The organism is Burkholderia sp. Ap-955, assembly GCF_011753045.1.
Lineage (GTDB): Bacteria > Pseudomonadota > Gammaproteobacteria > Burkholderiales > Burkholderiaceae > Burkholderia > Burkholderia lata_D.
In genome coordinates, this window is the sequence record NZ_VWWH01000046.1 from 35,745 (window position 1) to 54,963 (window position 19,219).

Below are 19,219 nucleotides of genomic sequence, written 5' to 3' on the forward strand. Positions count from 1 at the left end.
CGCGCGATCGCCGCGGCGACCGGCCGGCGATCGTTCAAGCTTCAACCGTCCACGCGCTCGGCGATCAGCGCGGCGTGCGCGTGCCCGAATTCCGTATCCGTGCCGGCGACGAGCGTCTCTGCGGCGCTCACGTCGGCAGCGCGCGCCAGACGCTCGATCTCGCGGCAGCGGGCTGACAGCAGGTGCGCGCCGACGTTCGCGCTGCTCGATTTCAGCGTATGGGCGGCCAGCTTCAGCGCATCGGCGTCACCTGCTTCGACCGCTGCGTGCATGTCGCGGATCAGCCGCGGCGCGTCGGCCGTGAATTGATCGATGATCCGGGTCAGCACATCCGGGCGGCCGGGCCGCTGGAGCGCGCGCAATGCATCGAGCGCCTTGCGGTCGATCACGCCGGCGTCATCGTCCGGACCGGCGGCCGCCGTCTCGCTCGCGCCGGGCGTCGCCTGCGTGCCCGTTTCGATGTCGACCGGCGCCCCTGCCTCATCGCTCTTGGCGGCCGGCACGCTTGCGTCGGCGCGAACATGGCGCGCGAGCATCCGCAGCAGCGCATCGCGGTGGAACGGCTTGCCGAGATAGTCGTCCATGCCGGCGGCCAGGCAGCGTTCGCGGTCGCCGCTGAGCGCATTGGCCGTCAACGCAATGACCGGCATGCGCGGCGCGCCGGCTTCGGTTTCGCGCCGTCGCAGCCGCCGCGTGGCCTCGAAGCCGTCCAGCAGCGGCATCTGGCAGTCCATCAGAACCACGTCGAAGGCGTCGTCGTCCAGCATTTTCAACGCCTGCTCGCCGTTGTCGGCCACGGCGACCCGATAGTCGGTGTCCTCCAGCATCGCGAGCGCGATCTGCTGGTTGACCGCGTTGTCCTCGACCAGCAGCACATGCGCGGGGATTGCGTCGAGTGGCCTGTCCGGGTCCGGCCCGGCTTCATCGGCCGCCGGCGGCATGCGGTGCGGCATCACCTGCATCGTCGATGCGATCGCCGCATAAAGGTCGGCGCCATGCAGCGGCTTCGTCAGTCGCGCGGCGATGTCGAGTTCGCGCGCGACCTGGACGCTGTCCATCATCTCGAACGCGGTCAGCGTGATGATCCTGAGCGCACGCAGCGACGGATCATGGCGGATGTGCTGCACGAGCGAGATGCCGTCCATGCCGGGCATCCGGACGTCGACGATCGCGAGGTCGAACGGCGCACCGTCGGCGACGGCCGCGCGCAACTGCGACAGCGCGTCGTCGCCGCCGATCGCCGTGGCCACGCACAGCTGCCATTCGATCGCGTGCTCGAGCAACACGCTGCGATCGGTCTCGCTGTCGTCCACGATCAGCACCTTCAGACCCGCGAGCGACGATCTCGCATGGGCCGCGATGCCGCCCCCGCCGGATGCCGGCTCGAACCGCATCGTCACGGTAAATACCGAGCCCTTTCCCGGTGTCGAGTCGAGCGCGAGCGAGCCGCCCATCATCTCGGCCAGCTGCCGGGCAATCACGAGCCCCAGGCCGGTCCCGCCGTATTTGCGTGCGATCGAGCTGTCGGCCTGCTGGAACGGCTGGAACAACTGCGCGGACACATCGGGCGCGATGCCGATGCCGCTGTCGGCGATCACGAACACGATGCGACCGTCTTCCGCATACGATGCGCTCAGCTCGACGTGCCCGTGCTCGGTGAACTTGATCGCATTGCCCATCAGGTTCGTCAGGACCTGCCGCAGGCGCACCGGGTCGCCGCGCATCCATTCCGGAACGTTGGCGGCGCGCCGGTACACGAGCGCGAGTGCCTTGCGCCCTGCGTTCGGCTCCAGCAGGGCGACGACATCGTCGAGCAATTGATGCAGGTTGAAATCGATGCGCTCCAGCGTCAGCTTGCCGGCCTCGATCTTCGAAAAATCGAGAATGTCGTCGATGATGACGAGCAGCGTCTGCCCGGATCGATACACGGTGTCGACGAACTTGCGTTGCCTCGACGTCAGCCGCGTGCGCTGCAGCAGTTCGGTCATGCCGAGCACGCCGTTCATCGGCGTGCGGATCTCGTGGCTCATCCTCGCGAGAAATTCCGATTTCGCCGAGTTCGCCGCTTCGGCCGTCGCGATCGCCGCCTGCAGATCGACATCGCGCCGCTCGATTTCGTCGAGCATCATGTTGAAGCCGGCGATCAGGGCCGCGACTTCGTCGCGGCCTTTGTGGGCCATGCGCAGCGACAGATCGTTGCCGTGGCGGATGCGCGCCATCGTGCGCGTCAGGTTCGACAGCGGGCGGGCGATCGACGTGCCGAGACGATGGCTGATCACGAGGCCGCCGATCGCGAGCAGGAACGATACCGCCACGATCATCAGGAACGCGCTCGTCACGGCCCGGTAGACGTCGGATACGACGGCGCGCTGCTGCAGATCGACGCGTACGGCCTGCTGTTCCGAGTAGGCCGCGAGGCGATTCGCGGTCGTGTCGACGTCCGCGACGATGCGCTGCATGGCCAAGTCGTTGGACAGCACGTCCGACTTCACCGCGAGGATGCGACGGGCGGATCCGGCCAGTTCCGTCGCCAGCGCAGCCACTTCCCGTGCGCGGCTCGCGCTGCCGAGCCGGTCCGCGACGAGCGCATCGCGCAAGGCGGCGGCGGATGCGGCGAGCGCGCCGATATTCTTGCGCACGCCTTCGCCGCGCTCGATGCGGTCGGTGCCTTCGCTCTGCGCGACCGCACGCAGGTCGGCCGCGAGTTCCTTGATTCCGCCATTGACGAGGGTCGACAGTGACGCGATCCGTACCGCCCGGCGCTGGAATGCGACGGCTTCGTCGAGTCGATGTCGTGCATCGACGATTCGCAGCGCGAACGGATCCGCGATCTCCGCCAGCGTCACGTCGAGTGCATCGAGCGACTGCAGGACCCGCTCCTCTTTCGCGCGGTAGCGTGCCGCGACGGACGGCGCCGCGAACATGCCGCCGCGCAGCGTGAGCAGACCGTCGTTGCCGTCGAGGATGTCGGCCGCCAGGCGCCCGAGCGCGTTCGCCGCACCCTGCGCCGCGGTGCCGTCGAGGTTCGGCGCCGCGGTCGAGAGTGCATTGCTCGCGCCGTCGAGCGACGCCTGCATGCGTTCCCGCAGCGGCGCGAGCCGGTATCGGTTCGGTGCGACGTCGACGCGACCGGCAAGGGTGATGATGTCCTTGACGTTCAGGCGGACCTGGTCGAGCGCATGAATCGTCCGGTTGTAGGCGGAATTGGCCGCAAGCGCACTGCTCACCGCGGCATCGGCTTCGTGGTCGAGCTGCTCGGTCTCCTTGGCGACCTCGCTCAGCAGCCTGGCGCCGCGTGCCTGGACGCGTTCGATGAACTGGCGTTCGGCGACGAGCTGCGCGTCGCTCCGCAGGCGCTTCTCGACGCCTTCGTTCATCGACGCGAGCATCGTCCGGATATCGGCGGACGGCTCGTCGATCCCGTGCCCGTCGATCGCGCGCACGGCGGTCGTAATGTCGGCGATCCGCTGCAATTGCGTTTCGATCTCCGACGACGACTGCTCGCGCTCCGACGCGTCCCGAGCCCGTTCGAGCCGGCCGAAATCGACCGCCAGTTCCGCGTACGCACGCTCCAGTTCGTTGCTGCGCACCTGCTGCGGAATCGATTCCGTCGTCAGCATGCGCACGCCGGATGCAATGCCGTGCACGGCGGTCAGGCTCGTCAGGGAAGTCGCCACCGCGCCGAGCAGCATCAGGCCGGTGCTGGTGACGAGTTTCGCCTTGATGTCCATGCAGCCCTCCAGGATCGGGATGGCCTGCCCGCGGCCATCCGGTCCGTTATCTGGCCGGCGCGTCCAGCGGTGTGACGCGACCGTGTGCGATTTCGGTGAGGAACACGTCGTCCAGTGCCTGGTGATCGTCGGCACCCAGGTTGACCACCAGGCCGCCCAGATCGAGATGATGAATCGATTCGAGCGCCTGCTTCAGGGTTGCCCGGGTCGGCTTCGGGCCCGCGCGTTCCAGCCCGATCAGCGCGATCTTCGCGTCGAGGCAGCCCTCGATGTGCACCACGCCCACCTGTTCGTCCGGAAAGCGCTGCGCGATCAGCCGTGCGCAATCCTGGATCACGGGGCGTTCATTCCGCGGCAGCGGCACGACCTGCGAGATCAGCGTGCCGTTGCCTTCGTCGCCGATCAGGCGCAACAGGTCGTCGGTGCCGACGAACGACACCGCCGCGAGCCGCGCATCGAGGCCTTCCCGATGCACCGCGCGAATGAATGCGGCCACCGGCGTATACGGCCCGACCATGATCACGACGTCGGGCCGGCCGCCGAGCACGGCCGCAAGGCCCGTGGCGACCGCGGTCGTGCCGCGGCGAAACGTGCCCGTGGCGACGACGTCGAGGCCATGGCGCTGCAACGCGAGCCGCGTGCCCGCCAGTACCGCGAGCCCGAAGCCGTCGTCCTGGTAGAACACCGCGAAACGCTTTGCGCGATCGTGCGCGATCAAATGCTCGACCAGCACGCGCGTTTCGTCGTCATAGCTCGCCCGAATGTTGAATACCTCCGGAATGACGGGCTTGCGCAGTGCCGTCGCGCCGCTGAAGACGCCGATGAGCGGAATGCCCGCATCCCGGATCATCGGCAGCACCGCGGTGGTCGTCGGCGTGCCGACGTAGCCGAACAGGGCGAGGACGTTGCGCCGCTCGATCATCTCCAGCGTGTCGTCCACGGTCCGGTCGGGCTCGTAGCGATCGTCGGCGACCACGAGGTCGATCCTCCTGCCATGTACGCCGCCGTGCGCGTTCGCATCGTCGAATACGGCTTGCGCGCCGACCAGCAGCCCGTGTCCCAGGCCCGAGGAATTGCCCGACTGCGCGTTGACCATGCCAAGGCGGATCGCATCGTCAGTCACGCCGGGTTCCGCCGCGACGCTGGCGCCGGGGCCCGTCATCGCGAAGAAGCACGCAATGATCGCCAGCGCTCGCCCGAGTCCCGCGCAGCGCATAGGCCGACTGCCGGGACAGCCGCGCTCGAACTCGACGGAGCGGACCGTCGTTCCCTGCGCGAACGCGTTCGCGCGGCGAGCGACCGGCGAACCGCGCCTGCAGCCGCACCGGGCGAATGCGTGCAACCCCTTCGAAGACCCGGGATCAGAACACATCCGCGTGGCCGACACGCACTTGCCCATGTTGGGTCCCCCTTCGGCACCCGTTGGCTCGAACGGGTGATGGTCCCCCGTGACACGCCGCACCCTTGCCGTGATATGGCGCCCGATTAGTCATATGTATAGGTGGCATCCCTTGGCACTGCAAGCCGCAGGACTGGGCAAGGTCGTCGATCGAGAACGTTGCGCCATGGCATCGCGTCAGCGGAATTTCGATCCGGTTTTCAATGCGCGATTTTGTTGCCGGAACTGGCTCATCCGTTCCGGATCGGGCATGGTGTGCGCAGCGCGGCACCCGCCTTCGCAGCGGGCAAACCGTGCGACGGCATTCGGCAAGTTCGGGGTTTCAACGCGGGAGAATGCGCCGCACGGGCCGGACATGCGGATTCGCGTCGCCATGGCGGCTTGTCGATGTGTCGGCGTGATCGGGCCAGGGAGAAAGCGTGAACGATGTCCCCGCCGACTTACTGCGGCGCCGACGCGCCGCTCGCCGCATTGCCGGGCCATGCCTTGCCGATCTCATCGACCAGCGATTTCGCGGTGCCCGTCACGATCGCGGCGTCGACGCCGGACGTCTGCCACGACCCGTCGGCGGCCTTCACGAAGGTCAGGTTCGCACGCGAAGGCTTGTAGTCGGCATTGCGCCACGTGACCACGACATCGCACGAGTAGGTGCGATCGCCGAGCTTCTTGCAGTCGCCGTCGGGTTTCGCCGACACGACATCGGCCGAGACGGGCAGCGGCTGGCCGAACAGCGCGTTCAGGCCGCCGTGGTTTTCCGCCTCGAGCGCGCGGCGCACCGCGGCGTCGACGTCGCTCGAGCCGGGGCCGTCGTGGAGCAGGTTGCAGGCGGCCAGCAGCGTCGATGCACCGGCGAGTGTCAGCAGCGTATGGAACTTCATGGGTATCCGTTATCGGGTGAACGCCGCGTAGTCTGCAACGTCCGCGCGCGGTGCGCGGTATCCATTTGTAACCAATTGCACGGAGGCGCAAGCGGCATCGCGTGCCCGTGCATCGCCCTCGCCTACTGCCGCTCCTGCTTCACGCGGCTGACGAGCTGCGTCGGGCTCACGAACTGCAGCGCGATCACGACCCACACGAGCGTGATGGCCATGTAGATCATCGCCATCGCGTCGATCGACTGCGGCGCGCGCACGCCGGTCGAGAACACCGCGTAATACAGCGCGACGACGAGCGTCTGCGTGCTCGGCCCTGCCGTGAAAAAGGTCAGCTCGAACATCCCGATCGTGCGCACCAGCACGAGCAACCCGGCGGCGAGCATGCCGGGCACCAGCAGCGGCAGCAGCACGTAGCGGAAATAGCGCCACGTGTTCGCGCCGAAGATGCGTGCGGCGGACTCGAGATTCGGATCGATCTGCTCGATGAACGGCGTCATCACGAGGATCACGAACGGCAGCGCCGGGACGAGGTTCGCGAGGATCACGCCCGGCAGCGTGCCCGCGAGCCCGACCTTGTACATCACGGTGGCCATCGGGATCCCGTACGTGACGGGCGGCACCATCAGCGGCAGCAGGAACACCAGCAGCGCGAAGCGCTTGCCGCGAAACTGCACGCGCGCCAGCGCATACGCGGCCGGCACGCCGAGCGCGATCGACAGCAGCACGACCGCGCCGACGACCTCGACGGTCACCCACAGCACGCTCGCGAGCTGGAAGTCCTCCCACGCCTTCGCATACCAGTGCAACGTGAAGCCTTGCGGCAGCGGCGTGCCGAACCAGCGGGTCGCGATCGAATTCACCGCGACGGTCGCGATCAGCAGCATCACGTTCAGCAGGAAGAACGCCATCAGCCCCCACACGAGCGCCTTCCATGCGCGGCCGGCGAGATTGCTTGTCATCTTCTGCGGTTTCCTCGCATCGACGGGGCGCGCATCGGGCGCGTCGGGTGTGTCGTGCTTCGGCGGCCAGGTGCGCGCGGCATGGTTGTCGGTCGCCATCAGCCCTTGCCTCCCGTCACCGCGCCCGTATAGAAGAAGCGGCGCGCGCCCAGCATCGACGCGACCACCAGCAACTGCACGAAGCCCATCACGATCGCGATCGCCGACGCCAGCGAATAGTCGTAGCTCTCGAACGCGGCTTCCGCCGCCGCGATCGAGATCACGCGCGTGGGCCCGGCCGGCGCGCCGAGCAGCACGGCCGACGGAAACACCGAAAACGCCTGCACGAACGACAGGCATGCGGCCATCGTCAGCCCCGGCACGAGCAGCGGCAGGTAGATCTGCCGGAACTGCTGCCACGGGTTCGCGCCGAGCGTTGCCGCTGCGTGCGCGAGCGTCGGGTCGATGCCGCTGATGTACGACAGCATAAGCAGGAACGCGAACGGAAAACCCGACACGATCAGCGACAGCAGCACGCCCCAGTAGTTGTGCGTGAGGCGCACTTCGTCGGTGTACAGGTGCAGCCCCTGCAGCGCCTGCGGAAACCAGCCGTTCGGCCCGAAATACGTGAGCATCCCGTCGGCGACGAGCACCGTGCCGAGCGTGACGGGAATCACGAGCAGCGTCGTGACGAATTTCTGGTACGGCGAGTTGCGGCGCAGCGCGAACGCGACGGGCACCGCGATGCCGACGTTGAGCAGTGTCGCCGGCACCGCGAGCTTCAGCGTGACGAGCACGGTCGGCCACATCGCCGTGTCGGTGAAGAACTGCACGTAGTTCGCGAGCGCGCCGCCGCCGTTCATCGGCTGGAACGACAGCACGAGGCCGTACGCGAACGGATAGATGAACAGCGCGACGATGAACGCGAGCGCGGGGGTGACGAGCCAGGCTTTCGCGTCGCGCGGCGTGCCGCCGGACGCGAACGTGCTCATGCGGCCTCCTGGTGTAACCGCGCCGCGACTGCGCCGCTCATGTCGGCGCTCCCGGGTAGACGAGCGTGCGTGACGGCGCAACGCGCAGCCGCAGCGACTCGCCTTCCGTGAATTCGCCCGCGACGCGCGCCCAGATCGGGCCGAACGGCGTGACCGCGCGGATCAGCGAATCGCGGCCGCCGTACTCGACCGTTTCGACCGTCGCGTCGAACGTGTTGTCGCCGCCCTCGTCCGCGCGCTCGATGTCGTCGGGGCGCAGCGCGACCACGACCTCCTTCGCGTCGAAGCCGGCCATCGGCACGCCCGTGACGCGAACGCCACCGGCCGCGACGCTCACGTAATCGCCGGCCATCCCTTCGAGTGTGAACGGCAGCACGTTGCGATAGCCCATGAAGCGCGCGACATGCAGGTTGTGCGGGCGCGTGTAGACGTCCTTCGGCGTCGCGACCTGCTGCACGACGCCCTCCTTCATCACGACGATGCGGTCGGCCATCGACAGCGCCTCGTCCTGGTCGTGCGTCACATAGATCGTCGCGCGTTCGAGCTGCGTGTGGATACGGCGGATCTCGGCGCGCATCTCGATGCGCAGCTTCGTATCGAGGTTCGACAGCGGCTCGTCCATCAGCACGAGCGGCGGCTCGATCACGATCGCGCGCGCAATCGCGACGCGCTGCTGCTGCCCGCCCGACAGCTGCCCGGGCAGCTTGCCCTCGTGGCCGACGAGTTGCACGAGTTCGAGCGCCTGCTGCGCGCGCCGCCGCGTTTCCTGCTTCGGCACGCCGCGCATCTTGAGGCCGAAGCCGACGTTGTCGAGCACCGACATGTGCGGAAACAGCGCGTAGTTCTGGAACACCATCCCGAAGCCGCGCCGCTCGGGCGGCAGCACGTCGATGCGCGTGTCGTCCAGCCAGATGCCGCCGCGCGTGAGCGGCTGCAGCCCGGCGATGCAGTTGAGCGCGGTCGACTTGCCGCAGCCCGACGGGCCGAGCAGCGCGATGAATTCGCCACGCCGGATCTCGAGATCGAGCCCGTTCAGCGCGGCGACCTGTGCGCCTTCCGCATTGGTGAAGCTGCGGCACACGCCATCGAGCCGCAGTCGTTCGAAACTGTGCTTCATTGCGCGAACTCCATCGACGCGGGCGCCGCGGCGCCCGCCGGTCCATGCGTTACTTCGACTTCTGCGATCCGATCTCGCGATCCCACTTCTGGAACGCGGCGACCATCGCCTGCGCGCTGAGCGGCTGCACGTGCGGGCGATCCGCGAGCAGCTTCGCGTACTCGGGGCGGCCGAACTTGCGGACCACCTCCTGGCTGTGCGCGGGCGCCATCTCGAGCGTCACGCCCTTCACCGCCGGGCCCGGATAGAAGTAGCCGTCGTCGTAGGTCATCGACTGTTGCGCCGGTTCGAGCAGGAAGCTCATCAGCTTGAACAGCACGTCGAGCTTTTCCTTCGGCACGCCCTTCGGGATCACCATGTAGTGCGCGTCGTTGACCCACGTCATGTTGTCGAACGCCTGGATTTTGAATTCGGCCGGCACGATGCCGAGCGCGCGCGGGTTGAGGTCCCAGCCGGTGACGGTCACGGTCATGTCGCGCGTGCCCTCGCCGAGTTCCTTCATCACCGCCGAGGTGCCGCCCGGGTAGTACGGCACGCAGTCGTTCAACTGTTTCAGGAACGCCCAGGTCTTGTCCCAGCCGTTGATCGGATCCTGCGGATTCTTGTCGCCGAGCACGTACGGCAGCCCCATCAGGAACGTGCGGCCGGGGCCCGAGTTCGCCGGGCGCGCATAGATCAGCTTGTTCGGGTGCGCCTTGCACCACGCGAGCAACTGATCGGGCGTCTTCGGCGGGTCGCTGACCTTCGCCGGGTTGTATTCGAGCAGCGGGCCGGCCGGCATGTAGGTGACCTCGAGGCCGTAGCCCTGCGCGAGATCCTGCATCTTGCGCGGGCCGGGCGCGTATTTGTCGAGCACGCCGGGAAACGCGGCCGCGTCGTCGGGCAGCAGCTTCTGCCACAGGTTCTGCTCGATGCCGGCGGCCAGCGCGTCGGTGCCCGTCAGCACGAGGTCGATGTCGGCACGCCCCGCCGCCTGCATCGCCTTGATCTTGCCCGGCAACTGCGGCGCGGGCGCGTTGGTGAACGTGACGTTCGAGACGAGATTCGGGTTCTTTTCCTTGAAGGCTTCGATGGCCTTCTGCGTGAGCTGCAGGTTGCCCGCGACATCGACGATGTTCAACGAGACGGGGGCGGCAACGGCGGCCGCGGCAGACAGCGTGAAGCCCAGGGCGAGTGTGATCCGGCGGACACGGCGAGCGATCGTGGTGGCGTTCATGTCTCCTCACTTCGGTCGGTGGATGGGACCTTTCTTTTCAGGAAATCATGACGGCGTTATACGATGTCGGTCAACAAAAAACCACGGCGTGCGGGGCGGGACTTTCCCTGACAAACACCTTCCGGTTGTTGACGATTTGCGTGTCAATCACTGGTGGGAAGCCGTGCCGTGTCGATTGTGCCGCGTGTTAAGACGTCGTATCTCGGCGGGAAGCGAAATGGAATCGGTTCGGGGCCGCGTCGCGACCCGACGGTGACGGGGCGCGCGCCGGGCACGCGGCGCGCGGAAGGCGGGAATATTCGGTCAGTCAGGCGGCGCCGAGTGCGGCCACTTCGCCGATCAGCTGTTCGGCATCCTGCCACTCGCCATATCCCGACGCCGGGTTCAGGTGCCCGACCTCCCCCAGATCGACGAGCTGGCTGCCCCACCCGGCCGCCAGCGCCTCGACGCGTTCGAAACGCGCGAGCGGATCGTTGCGGCTCGCGGCGACGATGCTCGGAAATGGCAGACGTCCGGTCGGTACCGGCGTCCAGCCGTTCGCGGCGATCGCATCGGGCGCCGGATAACCGGCGGGCATCGGCGACTCGAGATCGGCCGGCGCCGCGAGCAGCGCGCCGTGGATCTTGCGCGTGGCCTGGCGCGCCCAGTGCACGGTAATCATCACGCCCGCGCTGTGCGCGACGAGGATCACGGGGCCGTCGATCGCGGCCAGCGCCGCATCGAGCGCCGCGACGCGCGCGGCGCGGCTCAGCTTGTCGGCTTCGAGCGGCGCGACGGCGCGCGCGTTCGGCAGGCGCCGTTCGAGGTGCGTCTGCCAGTGGTCTTCGACGTGATCGCGCAAGCCGGGCACGATCAGGATGGTGGGGGTGGTCGTCAGGGTCATGCAGTCTCCGAAGCGTTCAGGAAAGGTGGGACGCGCGCCGGTCGCGTTCGACGCGCGCGAGATCGGCCACGTAGCTCGCGCGTCCGATCGCGAACAGCACGGCGGCCATGAACGGCACGACGGGAATCCATTGCAGTGCGCCGACGAGCCCGGCACGATCGGCGACCCACCCCGTCAGCAGCGGGCCCGGCGCCATGCCGAGCAGGTTGTTGGCGAGCGTGAGCGTTGCGAACGCCGACGCGTGGATCGCGGCCGGCGTCAGGTTCGCGACCATCGCGCCCGACGCACCGGATGCGCCCGCGCCGACCAGCATCCCCGCGCAGATCAGCGCGAGTTGCAGTGACCCGGGCGGCAGCCGGAACGCAATCGCGAGGCACACGCCCGTGAGTACGCAATACGCGATCGCGGTCAGCCACTTGCGCTTGCCGTCGGTCTTGCCGACGCGGTCGGTGACGATCCCGCAGCCGACCATCCCGACGCCCGCGAGCAGCACGAAGCCGGCCGCGAGCACGGCCGCGCGGTCGGGCGCCATCGCGTAGTAGCGGTTCAGGTAGCTCGGCAGCCACGCGAACAGCGCGCCCGGCACGAACAGGTGCAGCCCGCTGCCGAGATACGCGCAGATCACCGAACGCGACGCGAACAGCCCGGACATCAGCGCGCGCACGTTGCCGCGCAGGTCGCGCGGTGCGCCGGCGTGGCGCCGGCACGGTTCGATGCGATACGCGGCGAGCCGCCGTTCGGTCACGACGCAGCGATACCCGACGAGCAGCACGATGCCGAGCGCGGCCATCACGCCGAACGACCAGCGCCAGCCGAGATGCGCGCCGACCAGCCCGCCGAGCGCCATCCCGAACACGGAGCCGAACGCGCCGCCGGCCATGAATGCGCCGGTCAGCGTCGCGCGCAGCCGTGCCGGAAAGATGCTGAGGATCAGCGCGACGCCGACGCTGCCGTACGCGGCCTCACCAAGCCCGACGAGGCCGCGTGCGACGAGCATCTCCGCGTAGTTCGTCGACAGCGCGCAGCCGAGCGTCGCGACGCTCCACAACGCGGCCATCAGCACGATGCTGCGCACGCGCCCGAAGCGGTCGGCGAGCACCGACAGCGGAAACGTCAGCAGCCCGACCAGCAGCGCGACGACGCCGGACAGCGAGCCGAGCTGCGTGTCCGACAGCGCCCACGCGTGCTTGAGCAGCGGGAACACGGCGTTGAGCACCTGCCGCGACATGTAGTCCGACAGCAGCAGGCCGACGGTCAGCCCGAACACGAGCCACGCATAGGCGGGCGCACGCCGGCCGGCGGCGGCGACGTCCTGCATCGACGGCTCGACATGATGGATCAGCATGCGTGTCTCCTCCGGCGCCGGAGGTCGTGCTCCGGCGCGGCTTGCGTGGCCCCGCTCCGTTGACCGGAGTCCGCTCCCGCGCGCTGCGCAGGGGTGGGTGCCACGCCACAACGATCGGCGGGCAGCGGCCGTCACGGCCGCTTACCCGGATGCGCGATGCGTCAGGCGGCCCGCAGCGGCACGTTCGCCTGGCCCGGCCGGCGGTTCGGCGCCATCCCGAGGTGCGCCAGCGTCTCGTCGATGCCGTCGTACTGCACGCCGATCTTGTAGATCGCCTTCGCCTCCTTGCCGGTCGCGATGTCGCGGCCGAGTTCGCGCGCAATCCGCACGCACTGCTCGACCTGCTGCACCGACGTCATCCGGTTGCCCTTCTGGTCGATGATCGTGTCCTCGATCCCGCAGCGCGGATGCAGGCCCAGCGCCATCGCGACCGTGTTGATCGGCAGCACGTTCTTCATCAGCGATTCGAACGTGATGCACGCGCCGTCCGGGCAGCGCCGCACGAATTCCATGAAGTTGTACGGATTCGGGCCGTCGAAGCCGCCGCCGATGCCGACCCACGTGACGTTCAGCGGGCCGCGATAGACGCCGCGGCGGATGATCCGTTCGAGCGTCTCCAGCGCGTGCATGCCGGTGAGCTGGAAATGCGGCTGGATGCCGGCCGCCTGCAGGCGGCGCAGGTGCTCGTCGACCCAGCCCGGGCCGGCCGGCACGGTCATCTCGCGGTACGCATCCCAGTACGCGGCCTCGTTCAACGACGTGCCGGCAATGTCCTGGCGGTTCATCAGCTCGGTGATGTTCATCTGCACGGTGTTGATCGCGACCGTCACCTGGTCGGGCTTCGGCGTCAGCTCGGCGAGCATGTGGCGCGTGTCGTCGGACAGCCATTTCGCGTCAGCCCCCTCGCCTTCCGGCGCGAACGAGATCGAGCCGCCCACCTGCAGGATCATGTCGGGCACCGCCTCGCGCAGCCGGCCGAGCAGTTCGTTGAACTTCGACAGCCGCTTGCTGCCCTTGCCGTCGAGCTCGCGCACATGCATGTGCAGCACAGTCGCGCCGGCGTTGTAGCAGTCGACGGCCTTCTGTACGTGTTCGTCCATCGTCACCGGAATGTCTTCCGGAAAATCGGCCGGCATCCATTCGGGGCCGTACGGCGCGACCGTGATGACTACCTTGTCCTGGTTTTCCGGGTGCAGCGAATCGTCGAGAAATTGCATGTCGTCCTCCAGTGGAAATCGTTGTATTGCGGGCGTACGGGCGTGCGTATCCCGCCGCGCCGGGCGGCAGGCCCGGCGCGTGGTTCAGGGGTGCGGACCGGTTACGGGGCCGACGCGCTCAGAACGGCACGTCGCCGACGATGCCCGCGCGCTCCATCTTGCGCACGCACGGCGGGTAGTCCATCACTGCGTAGTGCTGGGTGCTGCGGTTGTCCCAGATCGCGACGCTGTTCTTCTTCCAGCGCCAGCGCACCTGGTATTCGGGGATCATGGCCTGGCTGATCAGGTATTGCAGCAACTGGCCGGCGCCGGGATTCGCGTCCTGCCCGACCCGCACGCGCGCCGGCGTGTGGAAGTTCGTGAAATGCGTGGTGAACGCATTCACGTACAGCACCTTCTCGCCCGTTTCGGGATGCGTGCGCACGACCGGATGCTCGGCGTCCGGGTACTGCGCCTTCAGCGCGAGGCGCTTGTCGATCGGCATCGCCGCGCCGAAGCTCGCCTCGATGCTGTGGCGTGCACGCAAGTCGTCGATCTGCTGCTTCACGTGTTCCGGGAGGCGCTCGTATGCGAGCACCATGTTCGCCCACATCGTGTCGCCGCCAACCGGCGGACCGTCGACGCAGCGCAGCACACAGCCGAACGGCGGCGCCACGCGCCAGCTCGCATCGCTGTGCCACGCATTCTCGTAGCGGTCGTTCGGCTGGTCGGGCGACTTGTAGATCCGCACGAGTCCCGGGTGCTCGGGATCGCTGCCGGCCACCGGATGATCCTCGAGCTCGCCGAAGCGGCGCGCGAACGCGACGTGCTCGGCGCGCGTGATGTCCTGGTCGCGCAGGAACAGCACGCGATGCCGGAGCAGCTGCGCGCGGATCTCGGCGAACAGGCCGTCGTCGTGCACGGCGTCGGCGAGGCTCACATCCAGCAGTTCCGCGCCGATCGCGCAGGTCAGGGGTTCGACTCGCATGCGCGTCTCCTCAGACGATGAACACCGACGAACCGGTCGTCTTGCGCGATTCGAGATCGCGGTGCGCCTGCGCGGCGTCCTGCAGCGCGTAGCGCTGGTTGATCTCGATCCGGATCCGGCCGGCCGCGACGTGGGCGAACAGTTCGCCGGCCAGGTCGTTCTTCTCGGCCGGATCGGCGATGTAGTCGGCCAGCGCCGGGCGCGTCAGGTACAGCGAACCCTTCATCGCGAGGCGCTGCGGATCGAATGGCGGGATCGGGCCCGACGCGGTGCCGACGCACACCATCAGCCCGCGCCGCTTCAGCGAATCGAGCGAGCCTTCGAAGGTGTCCTTGCCGACGCTGTCGAACACGACGTCGACGCCCGCGCCGTCCGTCAGTTCGCGCACGCGCTTCGCGACGTCCTCGCGGCTGTAGTCGATCGTATGGTCGCAACCGTGCGCGCGGGCGATTCCGGCCTTGTGCTCGCTGGAGACCGTGCCGATCACCGTGAGCCCGAGCAGCTTCGCCCATTGCGACACGATCAGCCCGACGCCGCCGGCGGCCGCATGCAGCAGGATCGTGTCGCCCGGTGCGAACGCATGGATGCGCCGCAGCAGGTAGGCCGACGTCAGGCCGCGCATCGTCATCGCCGCAGCCGTTTCGCATGAAATGCCGGCCGGCAGCCGCACGAGCGGCGCGGCGGGAATCAGCCGTTCGGTGCTGTACGCGCCGAGCGTGTTCAGGAAGCCCGTGTAGGTCACGCGGTCGCCGACGGCGACGTTCGTCACGCCGGGGCCGACCGCTTCGACCACGCCGGCCGCCTCGACGCCGAGGCCGGCAGGCAGCGGCACCGGATACAGGCCGCTGCGGAAATACGTGTCGGCGAAATTCAGGCCGACCGCGTCGTGCCGCAGGCGCACCTGGCCGGGGCCCGGGTCGCCGACGTCGACTTCCTCCCAGCGCAGGACCTCGGGGCCGCCGGTTTCGTGGAATCGCACTGCATGTGCCATGGTGTTCTCCGTAAAGTGTCAGTCGGACGCGCGTCGCGCATCGTCGGGTTCGTTCGGTTCGTTCACGCGTGGCGGCGTCGCGGCTGCGCCGTCCGCCAGCGATTCATCCAGTCCGGCCCAGTCCGCGTCGCCGAGATAGCGCCGCGCGGCCGGGAAAATCACGCCTTCCATCCGTCCCATCTGCTCGAACGCGCCGTGCGCATAGCGGGCGAGCGCCATGTCGAACGCGGCCGACGGCAGCCCTTCCGCGGCGATTCGCAGGATCGCATCGAGCGCTTGCGCATCGCGCTGCCGCTGGCGGTCGAGTTCGTCCAGTTCGGCCGCGACGCACTCCGCACGGACGCGCAATGCCGCGAAGAGGCGCGCTTCGGCGGCCGTGCCGACCCGGGCGCGCTGCAGCGCGGCGAGCGATGTCAGCGCATCCTGCGTGTCGATCATCTGCTGCTGCGGCTCGTTCGAGTCAGCGCCGGAGGCCATCAACGCATGCAGCCACCCTTCGACCGCACGATGCGCATCGAGGCAACGTGCCATCACGCGCGCCTCGGCAGGCGTTCGCCGCGACGTGCACACGAGCACCGGCACGCCGCTCGTCGCGAGCAGGTGCTGCCGTTGCGCGCAGGCCGCCGCATCGGCATCGTGCGGCAGCGCCGCGACGCCGATCAGGTCGCAGCCGAGTTCGGCCGCCAGCACGCCGGGTGCTGCGCCGCCGGCCGCCGCCGGATGGCCGGCCCCCGGTTGGCCGGCCCCCGCGATCGCATGGGACAACCCCTGCGCCCGCGCGGCGGCTTCCACTTTCGCACCGTGCTCCGGCAGCCGCGCTCCGGATAAACGCGAGTCCGGCGCGGCGCCGGTCAGCATGAACGTGACCCGGGCGCCGACCGCACGCGCCAGCTCGAGCGCATGGCCGATCGCATCGATGCCGCCGGGCGAACCGTCGACCGTCACGAGCAGATGGCGGTACATCGTGCCGCTCCGCTTATCCGGCGAGCGGCGCGCTGCGCCGCGTGCCGGTCGATACGATCTTCATGGGTGGGCTCCTCGTGGTGTTCGTCATGCATCGGAACCCATGCTATCGATGCGGTGCCGGTGCGGCCCCACTCGTCGCGGGGGGGATTGACGGGTGAACGCGGTTCGACCGATCCTTCCCCCCACACCCACCCCGGACGCTGGCCCGCACGGCACCGCCGGATTCCGACTGCTGCCCCGATGGCCCACCCACCCGATCGCGCCGACGCGCCTCCCACCGAACTGGTCCTGAAGACGACCGCGCCGCGCGTGCCGGCGCAGTTGCTGGCCCGCGCGCGGCTGAGCCTCGCCGCGCCCGCTTTCGACGGCCGGCCGGTCACGCTCGTGCAGGCGCCGGCCGGCTACGGCAAGACGTCGCTGCTCGCGCAATGGCGCCGCGAAACCCTCTCGCTCGGCCGCGCGGTCGTATGGCTGTCGGCCGACGAGCGCGACGATGCGGCGCGGCTGCTGCAAGGGCTCGTGCAGGCGGTGCGGACCGGCTGCGCGCGGCCCGGCTTCGGGCGCCTGATCGCGGTCGGCGCGGCGGACGCGGCGCGTACGCTGGAGGGCGTGACCGCGTGGCTGGCCGAGGTCGCGCAGTTGTCGATCGATGCGCTGCTGATCGTCGACGATGCGGAGCGGCTGCCGCCCGCCGGCCTCGATGCGCTGACCTACGTGCTGCACAACGCGCCGCAAAACCTGCATGTCGTGGTCGCCGCGCGGCGCGGGCTCGATCACGTGGCCGGCGATCTGCTCGCCGGCGGGCAATGCACGCTCGCGGGCCCCGACTGGCTGCGTTTCACGCTCGACGAGACGATTGCGCTGGTCGGCGCGCGCTTTGCGCAGCGGGTCGACGCCGACGCGTGCGCGCGGCTGTTCGAACGCGTCGACGGCTGGCCGCTCGGCCTGCAGCTCGCGATGGCCGCGATGGCGCGCTCGGCCGACCCACGCCAGGCGGTCGACGCGCTCGCCGCTCGCGTGGACGGTACGCGCGACCGGCTCGTCGAGCTGCTGCTCGCGAACCTGTCGGCCGACGACACCGCGTTCCTGACCCGCACGAGCGTCGCCGATCGCCTGCATCCGTCGCTGTGCGCCGCGCTACTCGACGACGCAGACGCACCCGACCGTCTCGCACGGCTCGCGCGCGACACGCCGCTGTTCATTGCGTCGGACGATTCGGACTGGTGCCGGCTGCATCCACTCGTGCGCGACACGCTGCGTGACCGCCTGGCCGCGGGCCCGGAAGCCGAGCGCAGCGCGCTGCATGCGCGTGCGGCCGCGTGGCTCGACACGCACGGGATGACCGAGGAAGCCGCCCGTCACGCGTATGCGGCCGGCCAGTTCGAGGTGGCGTACGCGCTCGCGCAGCGCTGTCTCGAGGATGCGATCAAGCAGGGCCGCATCAACGACGTGCTTGACTGGCTCGCGCTGCTGCCCGATGCGGAACTCGACAAGCGCCCGACGCTGCGCGTCGCGGTGGCGTGGGCGCTGGCGCTCGGCGAGCGCCATGTCGAGGCGCAACGCCAGATCGCCGGTATCCTCGCGGATTCCGGCACGCCTGCGGCGATGCGCTACGAATGCGCGCTGATCCTCAGTGCGGCCGCGTATTACGCCGACGAAATCGATCGCTTCGTCGAGCTGTTCGAACCGTGGGCCGACTTCACGCCACCGGCGGCGACATGGCTCGCGCAAATGCATGCGAACCGTCTGTCGGCGCGCGCGATCATCGTCGGCGAACCGGCGCAGGCGCGCCGCTTCCAGCACGCCGCGCCGCGCGGCGAGACGGCGGCCGGGTTCGGCTACGTCGCACGCTGGGGCGAGCTGATCACGGGCCTGAGCTACCTGCGCGAAGGCCAGGTCCGGCTGGCCGACGATGCGCTGTCGCCGGCACTGGCGCGTGCGGAGGCCGATCTCGGGCGCCGCCATCCGCTGACGTGCATGCTCGCGGCGATGTGCGCGGCGCTCGCGTATGAAGCCGACCGCGTCGACCAGGCCGCCGCGCTGCTCGCGAACCGCCTCGACGTGCTCGAACATTCCGGCACGCCCGACACGGTGCTGCTCGGCTATCGCACCGCCGCGCGCATCGCGCTGCTGCGCGGCGTCGAGCACCGCGCGATCGACCTGCTCGAAGCGCTCGACGCGATGGGCGTCGCGCGCCGCCTGCCGCGCCTGTCGGTCGCGAGTCTCGCCGAACAGGTGCGCATTCACGCGGCGCGCTATCGCGAGGCGACCTGCCACGCGCTCGTCGAGCGGATCGATGCGATCGCCGCGGCCGAGTTTCCATCGCATGGGCCGCTGTGGCGGCGCCCCGTCGTGCTGCTGCAGGCGACCGCGCACGCGGGTGCCGCGCTGGCCGCGCGCCGCTGGGACGACGCGAGCGCGGCGCTCGACGAAGCCGCCGTGCTGGCCCGCGAAATGAGCATGGGGCAGGCGCGCATCGAGATCATGGCGCTCAGCGCGTTCGCGCGCGAACAGTCGGGCGGCGGCGGCCGCGCGTTGCTCGATGAGGCGATGAACCTCGCGGATCTCTTCGGGCTGACGCG

15 protein-coding genes are annotated in these 19,219 nt (G+C 69.1%); 1 reads left to right on the forward strand and 14 read right to left on the reverse strand.

All coding sequences use genetic code 11. The annotated features are described in order from the left end of the window. Positions 1–41: 41 nt before the first annotated feature. The 14 genes from F3J15_RS22690 to F3J15_RS22755 all read right to left on the reverse strand — a co-directional run bounded on the left by F3J15_RS22690 (position 42) and on the right by F3J15_RS22755 (position 16,634). Complete coding sequence (locus F3J15_RS22690; RefSeq protein ID WP_166894188.1) at positions 42–3,731, reverse strand: response regulator; 3,690 nt, start codon at positions 3,729–3,731, stop codon at positions 42–44. 46 nt (positions 3,732–3,777) lie between these two features. Next, positions 3,778–4,854, reverse strand: a complete 1,077-nt coding sequence (locus F3J15_RS22695) for an ABC transporter substrate-binding protein (RefSeq protein WP_256978853.1) — start codon at positions 4,852–4,854, stop codon at positions 3,778–3,780. A gap of 453 nt (positions 4,855–5,307) precedes the next feature. After that, positions 5,308–5,505, reverse strand: a complete 198-nt coding sequence (locus tag F3J15_RS22700) for a hypothetical protein (protein WP_166894192.1) — start codon at positions 5,503–5,505, stop codon at positions 5,308–5,310. Positions 5,506–5,570: 65 nt separating this feature from the next. After that, entirely contained in the window at positions 5,571–6,008 is a 438-nt protein-coding gene (locus tag F3J15_RS22705; protein ID WP_043182875.1) for a hypothetical protein, read from the reverse strand. 122 nt (positions 6,009–6,130) lie between these two features. Then, on the reverse strand, positions 6,131–7,063 hold the full coding sequence (locus F3J15_RS22710; RefSeq protein WP_089483953.1) for an ABC transporter permease: 933 nt from the start codon (positions 7,061–7,063) through the stop codon (positions 6,131–6,133). Then, a complete protein-coding gene (locus F3J15_RS22715; protein WP_069247982.1) occupies positions 7,063–7,935 on the reverse strand; it encodes a sugar ABC transporter permease in 873 nt (290 codons plus the stop codon). Before F3J15_RS22715 ends, F3J15_RS22710 begins: the two co-directional genes overlap by 1 nt. A 37-nt stretch (positions 7,936–7,972) precedes the next feature. Further along, positions 7,973–9,052, reverse strand: coding sequence for an ABC transporter ATP-binding protein (locus tag F3J15_RS22720; protein ID WP_089445650.1), 1,080 nt, complete (start codon positions 9,050–9,052; stop codon positions 7,973–7,975). Between the two features lie 49 nt (positions 9,053–9,101). Then, positions 9,102–10,268, reverse strand: a complete 1,167-nt coding sequence (locus F3J15_RS22725; RefSeq protein ID WP_166894194.1) for an extracellular solute-binding protein — start codon at positions 10,266–10,268, stop codon at positions 9,102–9,104. Between the two features lie 307 nt (positions 10,269–10,575). Further along, positions 10,576–11,151: an alpha/beta fold hydrolase gene (locus F3J15_RS22730; RefSeq protein ID WP_166894196.1), complete on the reverse strand. Its 576-nt coding sequence runs from the start codon at positions 11,149–11,151 to the stop codon at positions 10,576–10,578. 16 nt (positions 11,152–11,167) lie between these two features. Beyond that, positions 11,168–12,496 carry an MFS transporter gene (locus F3J15_RS22735; RefSeq protein ID WP_166894198.1) on the reverse strand — a complete coding sequence of 443 codons (1,329 nt, stop codon included), beginning with the start codon at positions 12,494–12,496 and terminating at the stop codon, positions 11,168–11,170. 161 nt (positions 12,497–12,657) lie between these two features. Further along, positions 12,658–13,713, reverse strand: coding sequence for a 3-keto-5-aminohexanoate cleavage protein (locus F3J15_RS22740; RefSeq protein WP_166894200.1), 1,056 nt, complete (start codon positions 13,711–13,713; stop codon positions 12,658–12,660). Positions 13,714–13,831: 118 nt separating this feature from the next. Further along, entirely contained in the window at positions 13,832–14,680 is an 849-nt protein-coding gene (locus F3J15_RS22745) for a TauD/TfdA family dioxygenase (protein ID WP_089445645.1), read from the reverse strand. 10 nt (positions 14,681–14,690) lie between these two features. Continuing rightward, positions 14,691–15,671 (reverse strand): quinone oxidoreductase, encoded by a 981-nt coding sequence (locus tag F3J15_RS22750; RefSeq protein ID WP_069247975.1) that lies wholly within the window; start codon positions 15,669–15,671, stop codon positions 14,691–14,693. An 18-nt stretch (positions 15,672–15,689) separates the two neighbouring features. Further along, positions 15,690–16,634, reverse strand: a complete 945-nt coding sequence (locus F3J15_RS22755) for a universal stress protein (protein WP_166894202.1) — start codon at positions 16,632–16,634, stop codon at positions 15,690–15,692. Positions 16,635–16,877: 243 nt separating this feature from the next. Between F3J15_RS22755 and F3J15_RS22760 the strand changes: the two genes are divergently transcribed. Then, positions 16,878–19,219, forward strand: a 2,342-nt coding sequence (locus F3J15_RS22760) for an AAA family ATPase (RefSeq protein WP_166894204.1), incomplete at its 3' end; no start/stop codon positions are given.

Coding starts and splice junctions, on each gene's coding strand:
- F3J15_RS22690 (WP_166894188.1), bottom strand. CDS start 3,731: ATGGACATCAAGGCGAAACTCGTCACCAGCACCGGCCTGATGCTGCTC.
- F3J15_RS22700 (WP_166894192.1), bottom strand. CDS start 5,505: ATGGCGACGCGAATCCGCATGTCCGGCCCGTGCGGCGCATTCTCCCGC.
- F3J15_RS22705 (WP_043182875.1), bottom strand. CDS start 6,008: ATGAAGTTCCATACGCTGCTGACACTCGCCGGTGCATCGACGCTGCTG.
- F3J15_RS22710 (WP_089483953.1), bottom strand. CDS start 7,063: ATGGCGACCGACAACCATGCCGCGCGCACCTGGCCGCCGAAGCACGAC.
- F3J15_RS22715 (WP_069247982.1), bottom strand. CDS start 7,935: ATGAGCACGTTCGCGTCCGGCGGCACGCCGCGCGACGCGAAAGCCTGG.
- F3J15_RS22720 (WP_089445650.1), bottom strand. CDS start 9,052: ATGAAGCACAGTTTCGAACGACTGCGGCTCGATGGCGTGTGCCGCAGC.
- F3J15_RS22725 (WP_166894194.1), bottom strand. CDS start 10,268: ATGAACGCCACCACGATCGCTCGCCGTGTCCGCCGGATCACACTCGCC.
- F3J15_RS22730 (WP_166894196.1), bottom strand. CDS start 11,151: ATGACCCTGACGACCACCCCCACCATCCTGATCGTGCCCGGCTTGCGC.
- F3J15_RS22735 (WP_166894198.1), bottom strand. CDS start 12,496: ATGCTGATCCATCATGTCGAGCCGTCGATGCAGGACGTCGCCGCCGCC.
- F3J15_RS22740 (WP_166894200.1), bottom strand. CDS start 13,713: ATGCAATTTCTCGACGATTCGCTGCACCCGGAAAACCAGGACAAGGTA.
- F3J15_RS22745 (WP_089445645.1), bottom strand. CDS start 14,680: ATGCGAGTCGAACCCCTGACCTGCGCGATCGGCGCGGAACTGCTGGAT.
- F3J15_RS22750 (WP_069247975.1), bottom strand. CDS start 15,671: ATGGCACATGCAGTGCGATTCCACGAAACCGGCGGCCCCGAGGTCCTG.
- F3J15_RS22755 (WP_166894202.1), bottom strand. CDS start 16,634: ATGTACCGCCATCTGCTCGTGACGGTCGACGGTTCGCCCGGCGGCATC.